This window comes from Candidatus Protochlamydia phocaeensis (assembly GCF_001545115.1).
GTDB classification, from domain to species: Bacteria; Chlamydiota; Chlamydiia; order Chlamydiales; family Parachlamydiaceae; genus Protochlamydia_A; species Protochlamydia_A phocaeensis.
The window spans coordinates 57,980-81,009 of record NZ_FCNU01000010.1; the positions used below are offsets into that span (position 1 = coordinate 57,980).

18 protein-coding genes are annotated in these 23,030 nt (G+C 44.2%); 11 read left to right on the forward strand and 7 right to left on the reverse strand.

Going from position 1 to position 23,030, the window contains the following annotated elements:
* The first annotated feature begins 11 nt into the window (after positions 1 to 11).
* The 7 genes from BN3769_RS03510 (at position 12) to BN3769_RS03540 (ending at position 9,735) form a co-directional block, all read left to right on the forward strand.
* Positions 12 to 1,337 (forward strand): cytochrome b N-terminal domain-containing protein, encoded by a 1,326-nt coding sequence (locus BN3769_RS03510; protein ID WP_068467634.1) that lies wholly within the window; start codon positions 12 to 14, stop codon positions 1,335 to 1,337.
* 29 nt (positions 1,338 to 1,366) lie between these two features.
* Positions 1,367 to 5,647, forward strand: a complete 4,281-nt coding sequence (locus BN3769_RS03515) for a c-type cytochrome (RefSeq protein ID WP_068467636.1) — start codon at positions 1,367 to 1,369, stop codon at positions 5,645 to 5,647.
* A 128-nt stretch (positions 5,648 to 5,775) separates the two neighbouring features.
* Complete coding sequence (locus BN3769_RS03520) at positions 5,776 to 7,209, forward strand: cbb3-type cytochrome c oxidase subunit I (protein WP_068467638.1); 1,434 nt, start codon at positions 5,776 to 5,778, stop codon at positions 7,207 to 7,209.
* Complete coding sequence (locus tag BN3769_RS03525; protein ID WP_068467639.1) at positions 7,206 to 8,516, forward strand: cbb3-type cytochrome c oxidase subunit II; 1,311 nt, start codon at positions 7,206 to 7,208, stop codon at positions 8,514 to 8,516. The genes BN3769_RS03520 and BN3769_RS03525 overlap by 4 nt, the downstream gene beginning before the upstream one ends.
* Entirely contained in the window at positions 8,513 to 8,722 is a 210-nt protein-coding gene (locus BN3769_RS03530) for a hypothetical protein (protein WP_068467641.1), read from the forward strand. Before BN3769_RS03525 ends, BN3769_RS03530 begins: the two co-directional genes overlap by 4 nt.
* Complete coding sequence (locus BN3769_RS03535) at positions 8,706 to 9,014, forward strand: hypothetical protein (RefSeq protein ID WP_068467643.1); 309 nt, start codon at positions 8,706 to 8,708, stop codon at positions 9,012 to 9,014. Before BN3769_RS03530 ends, BN3769_RS03535 begins: the two co-directional genes overlap by 17 nt.
* An 82-nt stretch (positions 9,015 to 9,096) precedes the next feature.
* Positions 9,097 to 9,735: a biliverdin-producing heme oxygenase gene (locus tag BN3769_RS03540; protein ID WP_068467645.1), complete on the forward strand. Its 639-nt coding sequence runs from the start codon at positions 9,097 to 9,099 to the stop codon at positions 9,733 to 9,735.
* Positions 9,736 to 9,813: 78 nt separating this feature from the next.
* On the opposite strand, the gene BN3769_RS03545 is transcribed toward BN3769_RS03540, so the two are convergent.
* From BN3769_RS03545 to BN3769_RS03565, 5 genes are all read right to left on the reverse strand, one after another.
* Complete coding sequence (locus BN3769_RS03545) at positions 9,814 to 11,127, reverse strand: NUDIX hydrolase (protein ID WP_068467647.1); 1,314 nt, start codon at positions 11,125 to 11,127, stop codon at positions 9,814 to 9,816.
* A 75-nt stretch (positions 11,128 to 11,202) separates the two neighbouring features.
* Positions 11,203 to 11,538 carry a hypothetical protein gene (locus BN3769_RS03550; RefSeq protein WP_068467649.1) on the reverse strand — a complete coding sequence of 112 codons (336 nt, stop codon included), beginning with the start codon at positions 11,536 to 11,538 and terminating at the stop codon, positions 11,203 to 11,205.
* Positions 11,539 to 11,867: 329 nt separating this feature from the next.
* Positions 11,868 to 13,955 carry a hypothetical protein gene (locus BN3769_RS03555; RefSeq protein ID WP_154017808.1) on the reverse strand — a complete coding sequence of 696 codons (2,088 nt, stop codon included), beginning with the start codon at positions 13,953 to 13,955 and terminating at the stop codon, positions 11,868 to 11,870.
* Positions 13,956 to 14,181: 226 nt separating this feature from the next.
* Positions 14,182 to 15,588, reverse strand: a complete 1,407-nt coding sequence (locus BN3769_RS03560; protein ID WP_068467652.1) for a hypothetical protein — start codon at positions 15,586 to 15,588, stop codon at positions 14,182 to 14,184.
* A gap of 122 nt (positions 15,589 to 15,710) precedes the next feature.
* Positions 15,711 to 16,535, reverse strand: coding sequence for an inositol monophosphatase family protein (locus tag BN3769_RS03565; RefSeq protein WP_068467654.1), 825 nt, complete (start codon positions 16,533 to 16,535; stop codon positions 15,711 to 15,713).
* Between the two features lie 147 nt (positions 16,536 to 16,682).
* On the opposite strand from BN3769_RS03565, the gene BN3769_RS03570 reads away from it, so the two are divergent.
* On the forward strand, positions 16,683 to 17,129 hold the full coding sequence (locus BN3769_RS03570) for a YchJ family protein (protein ID WP_068467728.1): 447 nt from the start codon (positions 16,683 to 16,685) through the stop codon (positions 17,127 to 17,129).
* Positions 17,130 to 17,132: 3 nt separating this feature from the next.
* On the opposite strand, the gene BN3769_RS03575 is transcribed toward BN3769_RS03570, so the two are convergent.
* A complete protein-coding gene (locus BN3769_RS03575) occupies positions 17,133 to 17,864 on the reverse strand; it encodes an SIMPL domain-containing protein (RefSeq protein WP_068467657.1) in 732 nt (243 codons plus the stop codon).
* A gap of 183 nt (positions 17,865 to 18,047) precedes the next feature.
* On the opposite strand from BN3769_RS03575, the gene hemF reads away from it, so the two are divergent.
* From hemF to BN3769_RS03590, 3 genes are all read left to right on the forward strand, one after another.
* Positions 18,048 to 18,848: an oxygen-dependent coproporphyrinogen oxidase gene (gene hemF / locus BN3769_RS03580; protein ID WP_068467659.1), complete on the forward strand. Its 801-nt coding sequence runs from the start codon at positions 18,048 to 18,050 to the stop codon at positions 18,846 to 18,848.
* Between the two features lie 34 nt (positions 18,849 to 18,882).
* Positions 18,883 to 19,563, forward strand: coding sequence for an outer membrane beta-barrel protein (locus BN3769_RS03585; protein WP_068467660.1), 681 nt, complete (start codon positions 18,883 to 18,885; stop codon positions 19,561 to 19,563).
* Between the two features lie 135 nt (positions 19,564 to 19,698).
* Positions 19,699 to 20,541 (forward strand): SAM-dependent methyltransferase, encoded by an 843-nt coding sequence (locus BN3769_RS03590; RefSeq protein WP_068467662.1) that lies wholly within the window; start codon positions 19,699 to 19,701, stop codon positions 20,539 to 20,541.
* Between the two features lie 275 nt (positions 20,542 to 20,816).
* Here BN3769_RS03590 and BN3769_RS03595 read toward each other — a convergent pair whose 3' ends face one another.
* A complete protein-coding gene (locus BN3769_RS03595; RefSeq protein ID WP_154017809.1) occupies positions 20,817 to 22,967 on the reverse strand; it encodes a cell division protein ZapB in 2,151 nt (716 codons plus the stop codon).
* Positions 22,968 to 23,030 lie beyond the last annotated feature (63 nt).

Sequence of the window (23,030 nt, forward strand, 5' to 3'; positions counted from 1 at the left end):
TCTGATCTGATATGGCAGTCTTTAAAGGAAAAAGAAGAGAATCTTGGGCCGAGTATTTGGCGAATCTGCCTTCCCTTTTTGTCCGGTCCATTTTTCGCCATAATTACCCCAATAACGATGTGGATCGCTCTGAAATTGTTTTTAAGAATTTCTTTCTCCACTTTCATCCCGTTAAATGCCATAAGCATTCGCTCGATCCTTTCTATACGTTGGGATTGGGAACAATTACGACAAGTTTATTCCTCCTGCTGACTTTTACCGGCGTCGTTTTAATGTTCTATTATATTCCGGCCGAAGATCGGGCGTATGAGATCATGAAGGACTGGCAGGATACGACTCCTTTTGCCATGATGTACCGCAATATGCATCGCTGGAGTGCGCATTTGATGGTGCTGTTCGTCTTTCTCCACATGTCGCGCGTCTTTTATACAGGCTCGTATAAAGGAACGCGGCGTTTTAATTGGGTGATCGGCGTCATGCTAATGGTTTTGACGCTGATTTTATCTTTTACCGGTTATTTGCTGCCATGGGACCAGCTTGCCTTTTGGGCGATCACGGTTGGAACCAATATTGCCGGCTATGTGCCGAACCTGCCGGGATTCGAGTACAATGTCAACCGCGTCATGCTGCTGGCCTCGACCAATGTCGGCCAAGATGCCTTGATCCGCTTTTACGTTTTGCATGTCGCCGTGCTCCCCTTGCTGGCCGGCACCTTGATCGGTGTGCATTTTTGGCGCATTCGAAAAGACGGCGGCCTGTCGCGTCCGCCGGATAAATTCCGTCCCGATCCTTATCGCGTGGTGCAGCGGTCGGACACAAAGGAGTCCTTTGCTCCCGGCGTAAAGCGCACTTATGGCTTGATGGAGCTTGTCCGCGGAACTTGCCCGACAGTGGACAAAGGACCTTATAATTTTGTTTTTACTTGGCCCCATCTTTTACGAGCTGAATTACTTGTCTTTATGTTGACAACGGCGCTTGTTTTGGTCCTTTCTTTTATTGACGCTCCTTTGGAAGAGCCGGCCAATCCCAGTAAGCCCCCTAATCCCTCTAAAGCGCCCTGGTATTTCTTGGGGCTGCAAGAAATGGTCGCTTACAATGCTTTTTGGGGCGGCGTGGGAATTCCGACCCTCATCGTTTTGGGATTAATGGCCATTCCCTATTTGGACCGCAATCCCCACGGAGAAGGCTATTGGTTCCACCGCAGCCGTTATTTGGCCATTTTCTTTTACACCTTGTTTATGACATGGCAGGGAATTCTAATTGTGATTGGAACTTATTTTAGGGGGGCCAACTGGGGATGGATATGGCCTTGGACAGAGAATTTTGCCCGACATTGAAATGCGATTAAGAGTTTAGGATATAAAACATGCAACGCGCGGATCTCTATCAAATTTTTCTGATTGCCTCAGGCGTCTTGGTTACCGCCTTATTTGGAGTTTTTCTTTATCGAGAGATTTTCCCCGAATACCGCATTTATCAAGATGACTATTTGGCCTTGGAAGAGTTTCGCACAACCTATACCAAGCAGCCGGTTCCACCCTTTAAAACGGGAGTAAAGCAAATTGTCCTAGAAAAAGAAAACAAGGGGCCGCCAGTCATTGACCGCTGCACCTCCTGCCATGTCGCGCTGCAAATTCCTTATTTTTCTCCAACTAAACTGGCTTACGATCTTAACGGAAATATTGTCCGCGATGACGAAGGCCGGCCGGTCCTTACAGCCAATGAAGACTATATTTGGCGAAAGCTGGACGATAAAATTGCCGAACTTAAAGATGAGAAGGTCATCCAGCAGCTGAAAAGCCAAGGGCAAGAAGCAGAGGTCAAGAAGCGTTTGGCCGAAGCCGAAAAATATGAATCTCTCAAAACAGCTCATGTTGGCGATCAAGTCTATGATGTGACCAAAGTGCTTGCCATGCATCCTTTAATGGGACATGAGACGAGGCCGTTTGAATACCATCCCATCGAGGAATATGGCTGCACCTCGTGCCATAATGGAAATGGAAGAGGGCTGACAACAAATAAAGCCCATGGGCCGGTTTTTGATGGCCAATATGAGGGAGAATATCGTGGGCCCACTCCGCAATTTACAGAATCCGATCCTGAAAATGATCCGCGTTTTGCTCATGTGTTTAATGAAAAACCTGGTCATGAACTGCTCTTTCAGACAGAGCCTCTATTCGTGGGGGCATTGATTCAAGCCAAATGTATGCAATGCCATCAGACCAGCGAACGCCAGCTAGAAAGTGCTGCAACTTCAACTTCAGATCTAGCGCAGCAGCGTCAAAAACGCTTGCAGGTATTATTGAATGCTTATAACAGCGATAAGCAAGCATTAAGCGATCTGCTTCGCCTTCAAAAAGTCATTCAAGATAAAGGCTATGAAGGACTAATGAAAGAGCTTAAAGAGAAGCTGACTGATTATACCTTGCCGCCTTCTACTCTCGAACATGTAAGTTCGCAGATCAATTATTTGGAAAAGGCAATTAAAAATCAGCCGGATGAAGATAAGCGCCGTAAATTGGCCTCCGAGCGCATTAATCAAGATCTAATTGCCCTTTTAGGAAGCGAAGGATTGGTTCGCTCCATTGAGCAAGCTTATGATCAAAAGGGGGAGGAGGCTATTGATGCATTTTTGCGACAGCATCAAAAAGACCCTCAAGCCAAGGGAACATTATTTGATAAAGGCGAAGCCCTGGATTTGAACCAAGACTTGATCCAGCATGCACAAGATACGGCGCAATCTTTTGAAACCGCTGTCGGCGACCAAAAAGTCCTATCGGCTTTAATGTCGGATGTGGATGAATTGACACGCAATTATCAAAGAGGAAAGGACCTGTATATGTCGCAGGCTTGCTATGCTTGCCATCGCATTTCCGGGTTTGCCAGGGGCGGCGTGGGGCCTGAGCTGACGCGTATTGGAGAGAGCTATCCTTGGTATATCAAAGAATCGATTGTATGGCCGCAGGCCGATCTTAAAACCTCAACTATGCCCAATATGCGGCTAGATCATGAGGAGATCGAAGATTTGATGACCTTCTTATTGGCGCAAAGAGGGGGGAATCGAGCTGTATCGCAGACTAGCCAACAGGCTTATTTGCAAGCGTGGGAAGCTGGACGTAAAATGAATTGGGAAAAGCCAGTCCCGCCCGCTAAAATGCATGATTTACGCTATGCCATGACGGTTTTTGCCACCCAAGGCTGTGCCAGCTGCCATCGCTTGCAGGGATTTGATTCCAATATCGGCTTTAAGGGAGAGAAGGATTCCTCCGACTTTAATGAAGAGCTCTATCGGCAACAGGAGTGGTTCAAGCGGTTATTCCCCGAAGTCATTCACTTGACTACTTATGACGAGCAGCTTCCTGGATCTGAAATTGTCAATCAGATTGAAAAGCATGCGGCAGAAATAGATAAGTACATTGTTGACAATGTCCGTCAAAATGGAATTTTGGAAGAGATTAATAAAGAACACCCTGAAGTAGTTGAATCCCTCTATTCCAATTTCCGCTATGCTTCTCGTGCCAAAAACCACTACTATGAGACATTGATTGAAAAAGAAAGCGATCCGAGCAAGATTGCTCAGTTGAAAGCTGAGCATCAAGCCTGGCAAGATCGCGTTCATCGCGTTCTCATGACCTACATTCAAGTGTATGGGCTGGGAAGGCTGATCGGGCCGCATTTAAACTGGTCAGGAATTTATCGTACCGATGAATGGCTGATGGAGCATTTCCGCAATCCTTCCGCACATGTCCCTCGCTCAATCATGCCTGTGATGCCTTTTGATGATACCAAATTTTATGCATTAACTTATATGCTGGATGAATTGGGCATTCGCAATCGCAATGCGGTCAGGCAAATTTGGTCTCTGCAGGGATTTAATCCGCAAGAAGCCTATGACATGCATTGCGCCCAGTGCCATGGAATTGCCATGCAGGGCAATGGAGTGATTGCTGAATGGATTTATCCCATTCCCAAAAACCTACATAATTCGGACTTCCTACGCAACTTGACCAAAGAACAGGCCATTTATTCCATTACGCACGGCGTTCATGGCACTCCCATGCCGCCTTGGGGAGAAATCGCCCAGGACAAGCCACAAGATATTCAAAAAGCCGGGAAAAAGACGCCGGTCCTGACGGCGGCTGAAATTCGCTACCTTGTCGATTGGCTCTTCTCTTCGCTGCCTGGTGGAGAAGTCATGAGGGAATTAGAAGGCGTTCCGAAATGGCATTATCAGCCGCACGATGTTTTAAAAGAATTGAAAGACGAAGGAGGGCATCTAATTCCTCTTCCGGAAAAAAGCAGGAAATCTCTTCAAGAAAAAGAGCTCCTTCCGGAGAAGAATCTGCCGGAGGAAAATAATCCGCCGCCTTCGGATGCCTCCGCCATTTCTTTCCTTCCAACGGGAGAAGGGTATTATGCCTCTATCCGTCCGGAGGTCTATCCCAGAACTGCTCCGCAAAACGTGCAGCAAGAGAATAAAGTGGAAGATGTCTTCGATGTCCTCCCCAATCAACAGATGCCGGGAGGATATAGCTATTACATCAAGAAAAAATACTATACCCCCCACAATATTCAAGAAGGGCAAAAGTTTTTTCTTTTAAATTGTGCGGTTTGCCATGGCAATGAAGCGGATGGAAGCGGAATTAGGGGCCAGGCAATGCAAGATGCCAAGCCTCGCATGCTTACCAATTTGGACTGGATTGAATCGCGCGATGACATGCGCTTACTGCGCTCGATTAAGTATGGCGTTCCGGGAACATCCATGACGCCGTGGGGGGATTTTACCAATTCATTGCAGCGCCTGCAGCTTGTCATGTTCATCCGAACGCTTAGTGAAGAGCATGATAAACGCAATGGCTTGGAGCAAGCGCTTTACCAAACTTATGAAAATGACCAAATGGCTATTGAAGATGCCCGCATTGGCATAAGCAAACAGCTTAGGAGCGCGGAATTAGAAAGCAAAGAAGTAGAAGAGAAGCAGACTGGGATCGAGCGCCGAATCACTGAAGGCAAGGTTGACCCGCAAGAGGCCATTAAGCTGTATGAAAGGCATTTGGAAATTGAAAGAAAAATCAATCTGCTGCAAGAGTGCGATAAAAAGTTGCAGGAGCTTAAATCAGAAGTAAAGCGCGAGCGCGAACTCTACTTCAACTTGGGCGTGGCCTTAATCACGGCCAAGGGAATCAGCGATGACACGGTCAACCGCTTTTTAGGTTTAATTCGATTGAATGCCAATCGCTATTCCAGTGACGATCAAAAGTTAACGCTCTCCCATGATCCAAAAACCGATCAAGAGATCCGCAAGGCCCGCAAGGCAATTGAACAAGAACTGAATGATCAGGTGGCTGCGCTCGAAAGGCAAAGGCTTGTTCTACAAGGAAAGATCCACTCTGCAGAGCGAACAGAGGAATTAGCGACCAATCAAGCTGAAATAGAGTCCATAAAAAAATTGAAGGCGAAGCTGATTGCCGATACGGAAGAAGCCCTGCGCTCAATTGCCAAGCAAGAGAGCCTTTTGCAAGAATTCAATAAATTAGAAAAAAGCGAACCGCAGCAGAATAAATCTAACGAAGCCGGTCAGCTTAAAAAGGCAAATGATGGGCAATCGAATCGGGAGCAAGCTCCTCATTCGGCAAAGAATCAATGAAATATCATTGCAGGAAAGCAAAGACTTTTATAAACATGAATTAATTTACTTTTCCAACCAAAGAACTGCCTACCGATTCATTCGGTATAACAGAAGCTTGTTCTAAACAGAAAGAAGGTCAGACAGACATGGTTACCTACGACGATAGAGCCGCTAAGTTATTTATCTACCCTGCGATCGTGTATATGATCATAGGTATGACCGTCGGCGTTTTCATTGCCTTTAACACCTTTATTTTTCCGGACTATTTTTCAGGCGAATATGTCCATTTTGGCCGGGTTCGCCCCGTTCATGTCGCTACCGTCACGCTGCTTTGGCTTTTATCAGTAGACGTGGGTTTGATGTTGTACTTTATTCCCCGCCTCTGCGGCGTTTCCTTGTGGAGCTCCAAATTGGCTGTTATTAGCGGTATCTTGTGGTGGATCACTTTATCGATAGGGGTGAATTCGTTTCCGTGGGGAACCAATTTTGGCTGGGAATACGCCGAGCTGCCGACCTGGATTTCGTGGTTCCCTCTTAAATTTATTTTTGCCCTCAGCTGGTTGATGATTGTCTTCAACTTTTTGATGACCATCGCCAACCGCAAATTCGAAAAATTGTATGTGTCTCTTTGGTATAGCATGGGAACGCTGATTTGGACGACTTTTACCGTCGTGGCTGGAAACTTTGCCGTCAACTGGGTGCCAGAAGGCATTTCGCGCGTCAATATCAGCTGGTTCTATGTGCACAATCTTGTTGGACTCATTTATACCCCTATGGGATTGGCGACAGCTTATTATTTCTTGCCAAAGCTGGCCAATACGCCCATTTACAGCCACCGTTTGTCGATGATCGGTTTTTGGTCGATTGCCTTTGTTTATGCGTGGATCGGAGCCCATCATATGATTCATGGGCCTATCTCACAGTGGCTGCAGACAACGGCTATTATCTTTTCGATTTGGCTCTTTATTCCCGTTTGGACGGTTGTTTACAATCTGTTTGCCACGCTACAGAAGGATTGGTTAAAATACTTGCAAAGCGCTCCGATCCGTTTTTTGATGATGGGCAATATTTTTTACCTTATAACGTGCATCCAAGGGCCTTTAATGGCTCTGCGCAATGTCAATGAAATCACTTCTAAAACGGACTGGGTCATTGGCCACTCGCATATTTCCCTTTATGGGACGTTTACCTTTTTTGCCATTGCCGGAATTTATCAAGCTATCCCTGCCATGGTTAAAAAGCCCCTTTGGTCGAATTCCCTCGCCGATTGGCACTTTGCGCTTAACCTGTGGGGCAGCCTATTATTTCTATTCTCGCTGTGGGTAGGAGGATTCTTGCAAGGCTTGATGTGGGCGAATTGGGCGGAAGGGGCATCTTATGCCCAGTTCCATGACAATTTGACCAGGCTACCCTTCTTGCAAACGGTTGCGGATATGAGAGATTGGTGGATCATGCGTGGAGTTGGGGGCGTCATTATCTTGCTTGGCAATATTCTTTTCGCCGTGAATATTTTCAATACAATTGTCCTAAAGCCTGCTTCCCAACCAGATACTCCAAGAGAAGTGAGGGCGGCAACATGACAGAAAAAGTCAATCAACCCACTCCTCCCAAGCATGAGCCTGCTCATACGCATTTTGTCCATAAGCTTGACCGTTCGGCTATTTTGACACTTGTCGGCATTATCCTGCTTTTCTCCACTTCGATCATCATTGTCTTGGTTGCCCCTAGGTACGTTGATTCGACGTGGACAAGCCCTTCCAGTCCCTATCAAGTGCAGATGTATGAGATTGAAGACCCGAATATTTACATCAGTAGCGCATCTTCTGGGGGAAGCGATTTGCAGTATGTGCGGCATCTTAAGCAGGACCTGACCCTGCTGGCCTTTAAAGAATCGGAAAACATGCGCCTGATTGCTCCTCCCGAGCTTGAAAAGTATATTACGCGAGCAGATGATGAGCAGCTAAAGCTGACCTCGCGGTTGTTGATGTTGCGCGAGCCCCAAGGGCAGGCAAAAGAAAAAGCGGACCAATTGCGCAAGAAACTGCAGGAAGCCAATAAGAATAATGGCCAGAAGCCAGATAATAATGAGGAAGAACCTGAAAAAATCAGCTATCAGGTTCTAGAGCTGTACGATCCTCAGCTTAAAGAAGCCTTTTCCTTAGAACCGGCAGGAGGAATTTTGCAAAATTGGGTCGATAAAGATTTTGTGATCCTGGACGAGACCGTCAAGCACCCCTATCATCAAAATTATGGGGTTGTGTATGCGCAAAATCCGCAAGAGTTTCGCATTAGTCCTGTGCGCTTTGGATCCATGCAAAAGTGGCGCTATGATCCAAATGGCGAACCTATTAAGGACCTTGCCGACCTGAAGCGTCCAGAGCTCAATTTTCATTCTAGGCAAGAGCTGATTTATCTAGGAGAGCATATTTATGCCATAGAAGGCTGTTGGTACTGCCATACCGATCAGACGCGTACCTTAATCCAGGATGTTGTCCTAAACGGTTCGGATTCGTTTCCAGCTCCCCCTTCTTCGGCCAATGAATATATTTATCAAAAAATTACTTTTGCTGGAACGCGCCGCATTGGGCCGGACATATCGAGGGTGGGGGTAAAGAGGCCCAGCCGTGATTGGCATAAGGCCCACTTTTGGGCTCCGCGTACGGCCAGTGCGGGATCTATCATGCCGGCTTTCCAACACTTTTTTGACAATGATCCAAGAGGCACGGGCAAAAGCACAATCGGTATTCCGAACCATCAATTTGAGGCTATTTATCAGTATTTGATGACTAAAGGGACACGCATTACCCCTCCCACGCAGGCTTGGTGGTTGGGAAAAGATCCTATTAATACTAAAGAAATCATAGAAGGACAGCGTAAATTAAAATGAAAGCTTTGGCAGTGATTGACGGTTTTGGCGTTTACGGAAATATGCTGCATTCCGCCCTGGTCATTTTTTTTGTTGGAAGCGCCTTTATTGTCTTTTTATATCTTTGGCGAAAAGGTCGCCTAGATATGGACGAAGAGCCAAAGTTTCAAATGATGCAAGAAGAAGAGGCTAAGCAAGCGGAGGATATACATGGCCCACGAAGGTAAGGACAAAATTCAAGATTCCCATTTTCCCGGAGAAATTGAACTATACGGTGATCCGGGAATTGCGACCTTTGATGCCAAGGTGCCTAAGTTTTTGCTGTGGACCTATACTATTTTGCCCATTTGGGGAATCATTACTTTTTACTATTTTTGGAATGGCAGCTACGGCTGGTTTGACCGCGGATCTTGGCATGAGCTTCAAATTGCGGCTAATACAACCTTTCCGATTGAAAATCAAAACATGCTTCCGGAAGAAAAAAAACTGAAAGAGCAAACCGACAACTCCGTTAGATGAGCAGAAGCTCATCCGAACTTTGGTCAATAAGGAGAAAGGCGCGTGGATTATTTCAAGTTTTTTGGGAGGACGTACATCTCGGATGCCAATAAAAACCGATTTCTCTAAACAATTAAAAGAGGCCACATCGAGCATTCATACGGCCGTTGAAAGTCACCCATTTATGAAAAAATTGCTGGATGGCTCGCTTGATGAAAAATGTTACCACCAACATTTGATCGACTTGGAAAGCGTTTATCGCGCTTTAGAAGAAGGGATTAGAAAGAGCCTTAAAAAAGAGTCCAACCTTTCCACTGTATATGTTAAAGAGCTTGAAAGAGCGGACGCTATTCAGCAAGACCTTCAAAGCGCGACCTTTGCAGCTCTTAAGGCTTCTCCTTCTCCGGCAGCGCAGGAATATGTGAAGCATTTGAATTATTTAGCAACCCATCATCCCCTTCTTCTTCTTGCCCATGCTTATGTGCGTTATCTGGGAGATTTATCCGGAGGCATGATCCTAAAAAAACGCATTGAACAGAAATGGCCGGATGCTGTCCATTTCTATGATTTTTCCGCGCTTATAGAAAAAGCCAAACAAAAAGCCTTTTCATTCAAAGAATCTTATAAAGACAAGTTGGATGATTTGCCGCTGACTGCAAACGATATCCAAGCCTTAGTAAACGAGGCTCATTTGGCATTTGAAAAGGCTCAAAGCCTGTTCGATGCCATTCCTTTGAATTAATCTAGTTTGGGACTCTGTGCTTTGTGGCCAACCAGTGTTTAATCAGCCACAAGCTCAGAGTCTATCAAAATAGGCCAATCAATTCACTCTTGGATGCTTAATGCAGTAAAGCAAGAGCGCATAAGCCAGGAAAGGATCGCGCAAGGCAAATGACTGTTTCTCGCCCTTTTGCTCGACAGTCAAATAGCCATCCGCTAAGCCGCGCTCGATTTCGTCTAAGGAAAAGAAATATTTGCCTGCGATGGCTTCTGTTTCTTCATGGGCAGGGGCTTGCTCGACAGTGACTTCTCCCGAAAAAATGGGAACGATCGAAGGCATGACCCCCGAATCGGGAGTTATAGAACCGAGCAACTCAGGATGATCGATCAATAAACCTGCCTCTTCTTGAAGTTCTCTTTTGGCCGTCTCTTCAGCCGTCTCTCCCTTTTTCGATCCGCCTCGCGGCAGCTCGAATTCCCATGAACTGGTCGCATGGCGGTAGGCCAGAATCAAACCAATTCTTATTTGTCCATCTGGAAGCCTGAAAAGCGGAATAACAGCTGCGCCGCCAATGCCATCTAATTGACTCTTCCAAATCAAGCGATTATACATATGCTTAAATCCATGTGGAGAAATCACGGCATCGCGAATCCATATCCAAAAAGAGTCCTCGCATACAACGCCAGGCCGGCTCCATGCTGCAGCTAATTCATGCGAGTTTAGCCTGGCATATAAGCGATCATAAGTCAGCTGCTGAATGGTACGGATCTCATTTGGATCATAGGCAATCTCATAGGTTCCTTGTTTGTAGTCATTTAAAGAACCCATTCGTTTGAGCTTTTCCGGATAGGCATTTAGAAGCTCAAAATAGCGGCTTAAAGCTCTTTCATCTTCCGTTGATATTGCATTGCTCAAAGGCATTAATTGGAAAGGGGCGCAGATCCGAGGAGCGCTAATCGTCCATTCTGAAGAACGAGAAGAGAAAAAGACGCGATTCCATGCTTGGATCGTTTTAAGTGAAGAGTTGTAAAAATCGATGGCGACGGCATTGCATGCCAGGTTTTGGTCAAAATGGGCTTGCCCCAATTTTACATGCATGCGGTTGATGATTTCCACGCGTTGCTTGAGGAATAACGGATCAGAATCCATCAAGGAATTCTTCCAGGCTTCGCGTCCAGAAGGGGCAAACAAGCGGGTTAAAGAATGGAGAAAATGAGCTATCCACTGTTTAATTTTGGCTATTAATCCTTCAGCGCTTTGCGAATGGGTTTGAGAATATTTTAAGCGACCTTCTTCTTCTTGCAACCTTTCTGTTTCGTCATGTTTATAGCATTTATAAGCAACGTGCAGATCTTCTATTGCATGTTTATATTGAATATATTCAACTTGAGAAATTGCGTAGGGAGAAATCATTCCCTTCCTCCTAAGTGAAAAAGTAATAGTATGAAAAAAAGCCCAGCTGAGGATAACCCGGCTGAGCTAGAAGGTCTAGGGACGTTCCCAGGCGATTAGGCCTGTGAGAGGATCAATGCAAGTGAGATAGGTTTTTTCTGCGTAGCGGGACTTTGAAAACACAAATAGATAATTATCCTTTAATTTCCAAGAAATGACTTTCGGACGGAAGGCGACATCCCATTGCAAGGTGCCATAATCGCTATAAGCTGTGATGTGGTCTTCTGTTTCAAAAGAGGATAAAATCATGATGTTAAAAGAAGTGGCCATCATGCGGTCTTGATTGAATTCGCGATCGGAAAAAGATTGAGCGGAAAGCATACCGGAGATTAATAATAGCATTCCTAAGAACGCAGAGCGAAAAAAGTTCATTTTGATTATCCTTTGTAAAAAAAATACAATAAATAATTTTAAAATTTCATTTTAATACACCCTCGAAGGGCTTGTATTCACATTGCTAATACCCTAGATTCACGTTTTTCAGTCAGGTTGCAATGCCGATGGACGGGCAATATTAAATCAATACAGCCTATTCATCCGCATTGCAATCTGGCTGAGAAATAATCTTGAATATAACCTAAGTATGGAATTTTTTTGCTCTTTCGACTGCGTCAAAGCCCTAAGACAGCCGATACTATGGAGAATCGAGCGAATTGTTTGCAAGCCTGTTGATAATCAATGAATGATGGAAAGAGGAAAATCTAGCGGAAATAACCGGATAAACTATTAGCTATTCCCAGCCCTTGCAGGAATCCACCTATTCCCATTCTAAAAAGGGGAGCAAAAGACATCAGCAGTGTTGTTAAAGCATAGGCATGAATGATCCTAACTTGATTGATAAAAGAGGCTTGTCTAAAGCGCCGTTGATTTTCGTTAGAATAGGTTAAGGAAATAAGATTAATGCGATTCAATATCTCCATTCCGTCATTAACGATTTCTAAACGCTCTTGCAATACCTCTCCTCCAAACCGCTTTAAAGCAAACCAGGCCATTCCTGTCGCAAAGCCGAGGGCGGTGGGAATGGGATAAAGCAAGACGGGAACGGCAATAAGCCCGGATGTAACCAAAACATATATGAAGCGGGAAACTTTTTGGGCTAAGACTTGCAGAGAAGGAAGATGGGTGACTGCCGTATAAAGCCGACTAGTTAAGCTTTGGCGGACTTGCAAGCGTTCTTCAATATAACGTCGAAGATTATTTTTAATCTCTTGGGTCGAAACCTGCTCGTTTCGAGGGATAATCCCTTTCTCATAAAGGTCTTCTTCGGTTGCTAAGCCGATCTCGTTAAATTTTTCCTCGAGCTGGGTCAAGGATTCAATGCCGCACCATTGTTGAATGTCTTCATAATCAGAGATTCTAAAATTGCAGCGCTCTGCTCCCAAAAACAGCCAAGCTGGCGTAGAATCTTCCTGATTATTTTCCCGATTAACAAGATTGGAAAATCTTTGAAAGCGTTCCGTTATATTATGGGAATCGGTCGGCAATCCCAAAAGAGAAAGATAACCCTCATTCAGTTGTTCAATTCGACCGTTTTGTTCTCCAAGAAGAATTTTCAAATGGCCATATTGCGGGAAACTGGCCGTAAGCTCCTCATTTGCCCTTCTCAATACTGAACAAAAATCATTCCAAATCTGCTTGGATTGACTCAAATGGACAACGATTTGTTTCATTCTATTCCATTCGATCTTTAAATTATCAAGCCGTTCTGAAAGGCCCTCTCTGGATTGATCCAGATCTCGATCGAACTGTTCTATATCCATTTTAAAGCTCTCGAAATCGCGCATGAGGATTTGCAAAGCTCCTGCTTCCCCTTCTATATCTTGGATGAATTGATCAATTTTAGCGTTAGTTGTAGCTAATAAGCGGCCTTGAAAGAGATTAACAAACTGCTCTACAGATAAACAAGAGGGAACATAAAGAGGAAGGCTGGTTTGAATGAGAAAAAAGGCCTTAAGGGTATCTTCTTCGTTCAATTCATTTAAGGCGTCTTTAAATAAGCTGAAGAGGGCTCTGTGCGTCTCTTCGTGAAGGGATGTATGAAAAAAAGAGGCTGTCGCATTTAAGGATGAGCATTGATTAATTAAATGCCGGATGCGTTCAATGCCTGTGGCGGGAGAAAGGCTCCAAATGGCGATCAAATAAGCCGAAAATTTTATCCTAAGAGCCAAGCAGCCGGCAAGGAGGAAGGATTGAATAGAAGGATGAGCCGTAAAAGCGGCTGTTAGAAGGCTTCCTTGCAATAAATTGGATAGGCCAAAATTAGCCCGCCAATCAGGCAGCGCCTGTAGCTGCATGTGGAGATGTCTTAGCTGAGAATGCCAATACACTTGATTCAGCGCCGCATAAGCCTTTTCAAGCAAGCTCCGGCAGACGGGCAATGCGTAACCAATAAAACTTGTTAATATAAAAGTCTGAAAAAGAGCCGCTCCTATTTGGCCATTTCCAATAGAGGCTAGCAAGCGGCTGGCAAATGTAGCCGATGCGGCGCATGTTCCTCCTAGTCCAAGGCAGCCTAAGCTTACTAAAGAGACGGTTAAAGCAGCCTTAATCATCCACTCCTTACCCTGTGAGAAAAAAAGCGGAAGAGTATAAAAATGGATCAAAGATATGCCGACCGTGGTAAGGATCCATTCACCTGGCCTGTAATAGGCCAAAAGGCCCGATGCCAGAACATTGAGCGCTAACAAGGTAATAGCCGCCGCTGATTTTAAAGCAGGAGGGATGGAATGCCGCTGCAAACGGTTTTCCTGATCTATAGAAAGTGGCGTAAGGGTATTCACGCTATTCATCACAGCCATCTTGCGGCATTGCCTTTAAAGTAGAATAAAATAGGGTTTATATTACCATGATTAAAATATTATTAAAACAATATTAAATTTAATTTAAAATTTAGTGGTGTTTTAATGGTTTAAAAATTTATTTTCTTTTCCAAATAATTCCAATTATTCGAAAAAGAAAATATTATCAACCTAAAATATATTAAGCGTTGAGGGTATAAAATTTATTTAACAGATTTTAGGTTATCCCTATATTTGGCATTTTCTGTTCCCTAGACAAGCGGAAAATAAGGGGATCTTTATTGGGCTCCACGGCAATGATGACTTTTTCCGATCCTTCTGGGATGAGAGAGCTTAAGCGGGTTTGTTTCCAATTCTCGGGAAGGGGCAGAGAATGAGGAAGAGAGCCGTCTTCCATTCCTAAAGATCGATTCATAGATACGCCGTAAGCTGAGATAAATTCGGAAGCAGTCAATTTAAAAATATAGCGTATACGTATGTTGTCATCTTCGTAATTTCTGATATCTGCCAAGGTTAGATCTTTCCAAGAATTTTTTTTAATTCCCTGGGTGCGATAAGCCCAAGAATGCATAAAGGATTTGTAATTTTGAGAAGGGACGGAGGAGGCATCTTTAATCAAAGGCACTTCATTAATGCGAAAAATATCTTCAAAACTGCGCAGACGGCCCTCTGCTAAAGCGCCATTGACTTCCTTGTATCCTTTAAAACTCTGTCTTTTGGCCATCTGGTAGCCATAAAGAGTGGCAAAGCGTATACATTCATGCCCGCCTTTTTGAAGGTGCGTATTGATGTATTTTCCTCTGAAAGTCAAGGGATTTCCGGCAGCATCTTTAATTTGTGCTTGGTTGAGAGCATCAGTCAAGCGGTTTAAATCAACCGTATTATCTAATAGGGAATCAATAATTTTAAATTTGCCATCCGAACGAAAAGCCCCTACAATGGTATGAACATTATTTGTAAATCGGAAAACAACAAATTCTTTTCCAATTGCGAAGGCGGATGATAAATATTTTTTTAATACATTAAATCCTTCTTCTGTATCAGGATTTGAATTCTCACCTTTGTATGGATTTATGAATTGAGGATTGGGAATAAAAATAGCCTTAGAATCCTCATCCAATTGCTTTAAAAGATTACCTAAGCTCATATCGGAAAGAATGTTCGATTGAGGAGAATCATCATTTTCGATATCGGATTTTAAGGTTTCGAGACTACTTATGAGAGTGGTGGATTGGCAGGATTGCTCATATTCTTGCGTATAGGATTGGTAAAGGCGCTCTAATTCTACCTGAGCGCTTTCTTTTAAAGCAGCTCCTGAATTAGGCCTTTCTATTGGGTGAGGAGATGGCTGTTCAATTAAATGGCGGGAAATTAATCTGCCAGTCAAAGCTTGTTCCCACCTATTTTTCAATGCAGCTCGGACGGAAGAGAAAGCCAGGCCTATCCCAAACGTGGCAAGACTTAGAAAAAAGGCAATGGTAAATTGCTGGATCCTCCACCAGGTTCCGGGTTCTTTGACTTGAGTTTCGATCCGATAAGTTCTCCCTTGATAGGAGACTTGGCCGATATACAGGGGAATTGAATCTAATGAAGTAAGAGAAGAAACAGGTAAAATAGCTGTCATATTAATAATGTATTTAATTATTTAAAAAATAATAGTTATATTATTTAATAAAACAAATATAATAGCAATTATTATTTAATGTTTAAAACGAATAGGGCTAGATTTATTGAAATTTTAGGTAATTAGCAATTCGATGACGGTTTCTTACTCCGCAAAGCAAGCAATTCTTGGCTTATGGCTTGTTGCAAGAGAGGATTGGTCGCCAAAATGCGTCCGGATTGCAAATTGACAGGATTTAGGTCGTAATCGGAGACCCATCCGCCGGCTTCGCGAACGAGAACAATCCCTGCAGCCATATCCCAGGGTTTTAACCCACGCTCCCAATATCCATCGAGTCTTCCGCAGGCGACATAAGCTAAATCCAATGAGGCAGCGCCTGCCCGCCGCACACCTTGCGTCAAATGCGTGAAATGGCAAAATTCAGCATAATTATTATCAGGGGTTTCACGGCGATCGTAAGCAAAGCCTGTTGCGAGAAGGCTATCTTTTAAGGAGGGGATGGCGGAGACTTGAATAGAACGGCCGTTGAGTTTAGATCCCAGCCCTTTAGCGGCCGTATAAAGCTCGGCTGTCAAGGGGTTATAAATGACGCCTAAAATAGGCTCTCCTTGATAAAGCAGACCGATGGAGATGGCAACCATGGGATATTGATGGGCATAGTTTGTTGTTCCGTCTAAAGGATCAACAATCCAGATAAAATCGGATGAAAGCTGGGAGGACAGTCCCGATTCTTCGGCCAAAATGGGATAAGCGGGAAAATTTTGCTGAAGAGCGCGTAAGATCAGCTCTTCCGATTGCCTATCTGCTTCGGTGACCAGATCTCCCGGAAAATTTTTCTCTTGAATAGCTGGCAAGTGCCCCCAAAATTTTTTGAGCACTTCTCCTCCTTCTTGAGCAATGCCGACTACAGTTCTCATCCATTGAGAGAGGGAATCAGGAGAAATCATTTAAGGCCGCCTTTAACAATAGGATCTAGGTAAGATAAAATCATGCGTATGAAATATAAAACTATTTAAGATTTTATTCGCAAGATTACTTAAAAGGTCGCTAGAATGCAAAGCCAAATCGATTGGTCAATCCATAAAGAGGCTCATATGAATGAATCAAAATCAAGCCCCTGTCCTTGCTGCAGCGGTAAACCTTATAAAAGCTGCTGTCAACGCTATCATCGAGGAGAGCTGGCAGAGAATGCTTTAACGCTTATGCGTTCGCGCTATTCGGCTTATGCGCTTCATCTGGCCCCTTACTTGATCGCCACGACTCATCCGGAGAGTCCCTATTTTGTCTCTAATAGAAAGCAGTGGTTGAAGCAAATCGAAGCGTTCTCTACTCAAACATCTTTCGATAAGCTGGAAATACTCGACTATCAGCCGGGGGAAGAAGAAGCCTTTGTCACGTTTATTGCCCATTTGAGCAAAGACAAAACCGATTTGAGCTTTACGGAAAAGAGCCGCTTTAAGAAGCAAGGCCTGGCCTGGCTATACATCGACGGCAAAATTGCACGCGGATGCCTATCGCCCGGACAGGCTAAGAAGCTCTAGCCTTTAATAGATTCCGTACTCCATTGTGACGACTGCTTTAATGCTTTTCTCGACCGTCGATGTGTCATTTTCGCCATAGTCAGAGACAGTTGTCGAATAGAGAGGGGTGATTTGAAAAACGCCTTGGGTGGCCGATCTCAAAATACCGACTTGGCTTTTACTGTTCGCCGCTAATTGAGAGGCGCGCACTAGAGCATCTCTTGCCGCTTCGCCCAAAAGATCGATTTTCAATTCGTCAAATTTTGTGTAGAAATACTCGGGGCGGTATGAGTTAATTTCTATTCCGTCTTTCATCAATTCTGCAATCTGCTCTGAGAGGGTTTTTACGCTATCGATTTTATGTGAATTGATCGTCAAATTATAGGAAAGATGGTAGCTTTCAATGATGTTTGAGGTATAGCCCTTCTCATCTTGCTTATAATTCAAAGAGGTATAGACAGGAGAAATGGAAAATTCCTTGCTGTCGAATCCTTGTTGCGCAACATAGGTTTTTACCTTTTCCAAATTACTCTCGAGTTGCTTATAGGCATCCGGCAGCTTATCTGCGCGGGCATTCAGCTTGCCTTCCCATTTTGCATAGTCGGACGTAATTTTGCGTTCGGCATATCCTTTAACGCTAATTTTTCCTTGTTTAAGAATGATGGTTTGCAACGTCGATGTGACGAGATAGACGGAGAAAATCAAACTGAGCGCTAGTGTAATGGCCAAGCCCCAGAAGCCTTTGTGGATTGACATGCGGACCTCTCTTTTTGAAGTGAAGGTTGAAGATTTTAAAAAGGAAAGGCAATGCTGTCCAATCTTTTCTACAAATTTTTCAAAATCATTAAAAGCTATGGGGCCGGCATGCTTTTTTTCTGGTTCTAAAACAAATGGGTTTTTACAATCGATTCCTACCTTGAATAAAAGAGAGGAGTTTATATGCTTTCTCCACATCCTAAGCGCGAAGAAATCATCCATTTTTTAAGGTCCTTGCGAGAAGACATCATTTCAGCTTTCGAGGAATTGGAAGATGGAAAGACATTTGAAAGAAAGACATGGACGCACCACCAAGAAGGTGGGGGCGAAATGGCTGTTTTACGAGGCTCTCGTTTCGAAAAGGCGGCTGTCAACTGGTCGGGAGTCGGCGGATCTTCTTTTCCCATGGCAGACGGGCTGGGGCCTTTTTTTGCTACCGGCGTCAGTCTGATTACGCATATGGCCAATCCGCATGCTCCGACAACCCACTTTAATATCCGCTTTATAGAAACGCAAGGAAAGTATTGGTTTGGAGGAGGATATGATCTAACCCCTATGGGATTTCCCTACGAAGAAGATACGCAGTATTTTCATCAAGTAGCCAAAGAAGCCCTGGATCCGTTCGGGCCGGACTTTTATCCTGTCTTTTCCCAGCAAGCAAGGGACTATTTTTATATTCCTCATCGCAAAAAAGAAAGGGGAATAGGCGGAATATTTTTTGACCATTTCAATACAGGCGATTTCGATGTCGATTACCAGTTGTGGATGGCTGTTGGCCGCTCCTTTCTCAAGGCCGTTCTCCCCCTTTATCGCAAGCGCTTGCATCAGCCTTATACCAATCAGGAACGGGAACAGCAGCTGCTTTACCGCGGCCATTATGCAGAATTCAATTTAGTATATGACCGAGGGACAAAGTTCGGTTTTCAATCAGGCGGCAATACGGAAGCCATCTTGTGCTCGATGCCTCCGCTTGCTAAATGGTAATTTAATGTAAATCAATAATAATAGGAAATTGATCATGCGTATTTTGCTTAGACAAGCCCTTCTTTTCCTTATCTGTTGCTGCATCAGCAGTCCCTTGCTGGCTGAATTGCGTGGTAAAATAGATTTGGGGCCGACATTTTTGGATGTCGATATTTTAGAGTCCGGTAAGACAGTTGAAACGCTCTACATGAAGGCGCTTAAAGGAGATGCCAATATCTTAGTCGGTCTTGCCGGCCTATGTGTAAAACCGGGGTTTATTGTGGGGACCGGGCATGGAGATATTGCGTCTTTTAGCATTGGGATTGGTCACTATACACCTATTACAAAAAAATTCAGCCTGCTCCCGAGTATTGGCGTGACTTTCAGCTATCTTCGCACAAGGGTGAGCTTTGAGGAGTTGGGACTGTTTCACCTAAAAGAGCGTTTTCGCTCGATCAGTCCTTTTTTAGGACTGGAGTTTTCTTATGCCCTTTCCGAAAAATGGACATTGGTGGGATTGTTTCAATATGCGTGGAGCCGCACGCATACCAAAATCAGCCCCATTATATCCGATAAAAGTCATTCAAACGGTCCCAATTATTCGCTGGGATTGGACTATAGCTTGAATAAAAATTGGTCCTTGACTTTTGGAGTTGGGTACAATATTACCCTTTCCAAAGAAAAGCATGGCATTCGAGGCAAAGGAGCTAAATTAGGCTTGGCTTATTATTTTTAGAGAATATATTAAACGACTAATGGCCTGGATTCATCCTTTTTCGAATGCGGCGATTGGTAATTGACGATAAGCTCTAGGAGAAAATCATCTCAAATAAGCTATTATGAGTTGTCATATACCCTCTTAGAAAATCATATGAAAAAAGAGCAAATTGTTCACTATTATGATACATGCGAGGCGGATTACCGTCTGCTATGGGATTTGGACTATAGCCATGCCATGCATGCTGGTTATTGGGATGAGAAAACCAAGAACTTGCGGCAGGCCTTAAGGCGTGAAAATGAAATCTTGGCGCAGCGGGCCTCCATCAAGAAAACAGACCGCGTCTTAGATGCCGGTTGCGGGGTGGGAGGAAGTGCTATTTTTTTAGCGCAGACTTATGGCTGCGACGTTGTGGGAATCACTTTAAGCGAAAAGCAAGTGCTATCGGCCCGCCGCAATGCTGAAAAGGCCAAGGTCAAACCGCTTCCTACTTTTGCCGTGATGGACTATACGCGTACCACTTTCCCCAATGAATCTTTTGATGTCGTATGGGCCATTGAAAGCGTCTGCCATGTGGAAGATAAAGCGCTTTTTATCCGGGAAGCATTCCGTTTATTAAAAAAAGGCGGACGCTTGATTCTAGCCGATGGCTTTGCTGCGCAGCCCGACTATGAGGGAGCGGATCGAGCGCGCATGGAAAGATGGTTGAATGGATGGGGAGTCAAGGAATTGGATATGGCCTCTGAATTTGAAGATAAGCTTGTAGAAGCAGGATTTTCAAATATCGCTTTTCGAGACGTGACCCCGCATGTCATGCCTTCATCCAAGCGGCTTTATATATACTCGTGGCCAGCGATTATTTTATCTAAGCTGGGTGAACTGATGGGAAAAAGGACCGTTTCGCAAACGGAAAATTTGTACGGCGCGCGCTGCCAGTACCAAACCTTGAAAAAAGGGTTATGGCGGTATGGCATTTTTTTTGCCGTAAAGCCTTAGCCGGTATATTAAAACCGCCAATGCTCTGGGAGGTTCCGTTCTTTTTTCCTCTGCGTCCTCTGAGAGGGATATTTACTAACTACCTCTTGAGTGCGTTCTTTGCCAAAAAGATAAAAACTACAGAGAACGGAGGAGAAATTTGCAAGAAATAGCCGGATGCTTTGCAAATCTCTCAATATAAATTTAAAATTGCTTTAGGTCGTATTCCCGAGCCGTTTTTAATCCAGCCTCGACCAATGCTGCTTTGCAGCCGGTTTGCAATTGTCTTTTCCAACTTAAATAAGGGTAAACGCTTCCCTGGCCAATGCGGCTCCTTGGATGAAGCTGCCCAATCCCAATTCGCTCGTTTCCAAACTGGGCCCAATGAATATCAAGGATAGGGTAGCAAAAATCTCAAAATTAATTATGCGCATGCGGCCAAACACATTGGTTTGAGCAAACGCTGTCATGTTATCCCTTGCAGCCGGAGTTAAGGAAAAAAAATTGCGTCCGACAGCAAAGCTGAGTGCGCTGCTAAGAATGTGCTGCTCTTGTCCGCGTATGAGAATGTTTTCAACAGCATGAGTGAATCTAAATCCAAATTGCTTAAAGATGCAGAAAACGACGCCTACAGCAAAACCTATACCAGAGGCAATCGGATGGATAAAAACGGGAACTAGAATGAGTCCCATTGTAATGATGCGATAAACGAATTCCGCTATTTTTTGGCCAACAGCTTGTAAAGATGTCTTAGAGGTTTGTAGGAGGAAACTATAAATGCGTTTTCTGATGGTTCGCTGGCCGCTTGTCTGCTCTTCAATATATCGCTTGAGGTTTTCTTTAATTTGATCTTTAGAAATGACTTCTTGTCGAGGAAGAATGCCTTTATCATAAAGATCGTTTTCTGTGTGCAATCCAATTTCGTCAAATTTAGCTTCTAAATCATGTAGGGAATCGATACGAAGCCATTGCTGGACTTCTTCATAATCTCCGACTCTAAAGTTGCATCGCTCGGCGCCCAAAAATAACCAAGCTTTAACTTGTTCGTCATCTGCGCCTTCCTGGGAATTTAAGAGGCTGGAAAGATGTTGAATTTGCTCAGATAAATTTACTCTGCCTTCATTGACCTGAAGACCGAACAAAGAATGGTAAAAATTATTCAAGCGAGTAAGTAAGAGTTGATCATCCACGACATGGATGAGACGCTCAATTTGCGAGAAATTAGCCAGATTTTGATAGTCTCTTGCCCCAATAGCTGCAAAAAAGTTTCTCCAGCGCTGCTTTTCTTGGTAAAGATTTTCTCCTTCACGCCTCAGTTGGTTCAGCTGCTGGCTAATTTCTTCTAGGCGGCGGGAAAGTGCCTGTTTTTGCTCCGGCTGGCATCCATTAATTTCCTGTCCGAGTTGTCGGACCGCCTCCGAAAGTGCAGCATAGCGGGCTTCCAACCTTTCTAGGCCGGCCATCTGATCTAAAAATCGATCAATTCTGCTATTGATTATTCTTAATTTTGGGCCTTGCAAAAGGTCTATCAGTTGCGAAGGCGTCATCCAATTCGGAACCAAGCGAACGGAGTAATCCAGCAAGAGATTGATGACAGCATTCAGCTCTTCTCCCTGGCAGTCCAATGTGCATTTAATGCGATTGAAAAAGGCCTCTTCAGTTCTTCTTTGGCAAAGAAGCTCATTTCTTTCGTCTTCATTTAAATGGGTCGCTTGAATAGCAGTACTTTCTTCGTCTACGCGATTTAAAATCATCCGCAATGGCCTAAGGCCAGGACTGGAAGAGGTATTAAAAGCAGCTGATAGCGCAGGAGAAGAAGAAAGATGAAAGTAATTGAGGAAGGCTTGCATATAATCGGGAAGTGCGAGAGTCGATAAAAGCCCGATATTGGGCATCAAATTCAATTGCAATAGGCCATGGCCAACTTCTGGCAGCTCGTGAAAGCGTTGCTGTAAATAGTCGAAGCGTTCGCGCCAATAAGCATGATTGAGCATGCTATGAGCTTTGCGAAGAAGCTCATAGCCAATTGGCATCGCATATCCTGTCAAAGTGGTAAAAGCAAAAGCGGACCAAAGAGCGCCGGATGCCGAATAAACCCGTAGGCATTGAATAAACGCCGAACCGGATAAGAATGTTCCTACGCTGATGCCTCCCAAGGCCAAACAACCGAAAGTTACAAGTGATGCCACTACGGCTGTTTTAATCATCCATGCATTTCCATGCCTTAAGATCTTGGGAACCGCATATAAATTGATGATCGACACCGTTAAGGTAGATAAAATCCATTGACCAGGAGAATAATAACAAAGAGCCATAGATCCCAATACGCCAGCTGCTAAGAGTGTAACTGTTGCAGCTGATTTCGCCCAGACTGCAATACGCTGCCTATCTGATGGGAAAGACCCTCTCGCTATTTCGTTGGTAGAAAGAGGCGTTGTCACATTCATATATATTAACCGGTTTTAAGATTAGTTTGAGATACTAGCAAATTTAGTTAAAATGATTCCATA

Excerpts from the sequence above, each read along its gene's own strand:
- BN3769_RS03590 (WP_068467662.1), top strand. The coding sequence starts at position 19,699 with ATGAAAAAAGAGCAAATTGTTCACTATTATGATACATGCGAGGCGGAT.
- BN3769_RS03520 (WP_068467638.1), top strand. The coding sequence starts at position 5,776 with ATGGTTACCTACGACGATAGAGCCGCTAAGTTATTTATCTACCCTGCG.
- BN3769_RS03540 (WP_068467645.1), top strand. The coding sequence starts at position 9,097 with ATGCCAATAAAAACCGATTTCTCTAAACAATTAAAAGAGGCCACATCG.
- BN3769_RS03515 (WP_068467636.1), top strand. The coding sequence starts at position 1,367 with ATGCAACGCGCGGATCTCTATCAAATTTTTCTGATTGCCTCAGGCGTC.
- BN3769_RS03565 (WP_068467654.1), bottom strand. The coding sequence starts at position 16,535 with ATGATTTCTCCTGATTCCCTCTCTCAATGGATGAGAACTGTAGTCGGC.
- BN3769_RS03525 (WP_068467639.1), top strand. The coding sequence starts at position 7,206 with ATGACAGAAAAAGTCAATCAACCCACTCCTCCCAAGCATGAGCCTGCT.
- BN3769_RS03550 (WP_068467649.1), bottom strand. The coding sequence starts at position 11,538 with ATGAACTTTTTTCGCTCTGCGTTCTTAGGAATGCTATTATTAATCTCC.
- BN3769_RS03530 (WP_068467641.1), top strand. The coding sequence starts at position 8,513 with ATGAAAGCTTTGGCAGTGATTGACGGTTTTGGCGTTTACGGAAATATG.
- BN3769_RS03555 (WP_154017808.1), bottom strand. The coding sequence starts at position 13,955 with ATGAATAGCGTGAATACCCTTACGCCACTTTCTATAGATCAGGAAAAC.
- BN3769_RS03570 (WP_068467728.1), top strand. The coding sequence starts at position 16,683 with ATGAATGAATCAAAATCAAGCCCCTGTCCTTGCTGCAGCGGTAAACCT.
- BN3769_RS03545 (WP_068467647.1), bottom strand. The coding sequence starts at position 11,127 with ATGATTTCTCCCTACGCAATTTCTCAAGTTGAATATATTCAATATAAA.
- BN3769_RS03585 (WP_068467660.1), top strand. The coding sequence starts at position 18,883 with ATGCGTATTTTGCTTAGACAAGCCCTTCTTTTCCTTATCTGTTGCTGC.
- hemF (WP_068467659.1), top strand. The coding sequence starts at position 18,048 with ATGCTTTCTCCACATCCTAAGCGCGAAGAAATCATCCATTTTTTAAGG.
- BN3769_RS03560 (WP_068467652.1), bottom strand. The coding sequence starts at position 15,588 with ATGACAGCTATTTTACCTGTTTCTTCTCTTACTTCATTAGATTCAATT.
- BN3769_RS03575 (WP_068467657.1), bottom strand. The coding sequence starts at position 17,864 with ATGTCAATCCACAAAGGCTTCTGGGGCTTGGCCATTACACTAGCGCTC.
- BN3769_RS03510 (WP_068467634.1), top strand. The coding sequence starts at position 12 with ATGGCAGTCTTTAAAGGAAAAAGAAGAGAATCTTGGGCCGAGTATTTG.
- BN3769_RS03595 (WP_154017809.1), bottom strand. The coding sequence starts at position 22,967 with ATGAATGTGACAACGCCTCTTTCTACCAACGAAATAGCGAGAGGGTCT.
- BN3769_RS03535 (WP_068467643.1), top strand. The coding sequence starts at position 8,706 with ATGGCCCACGAAGGTAAGGACAAAATTCAAGATTCCCATTTTCCCGGA.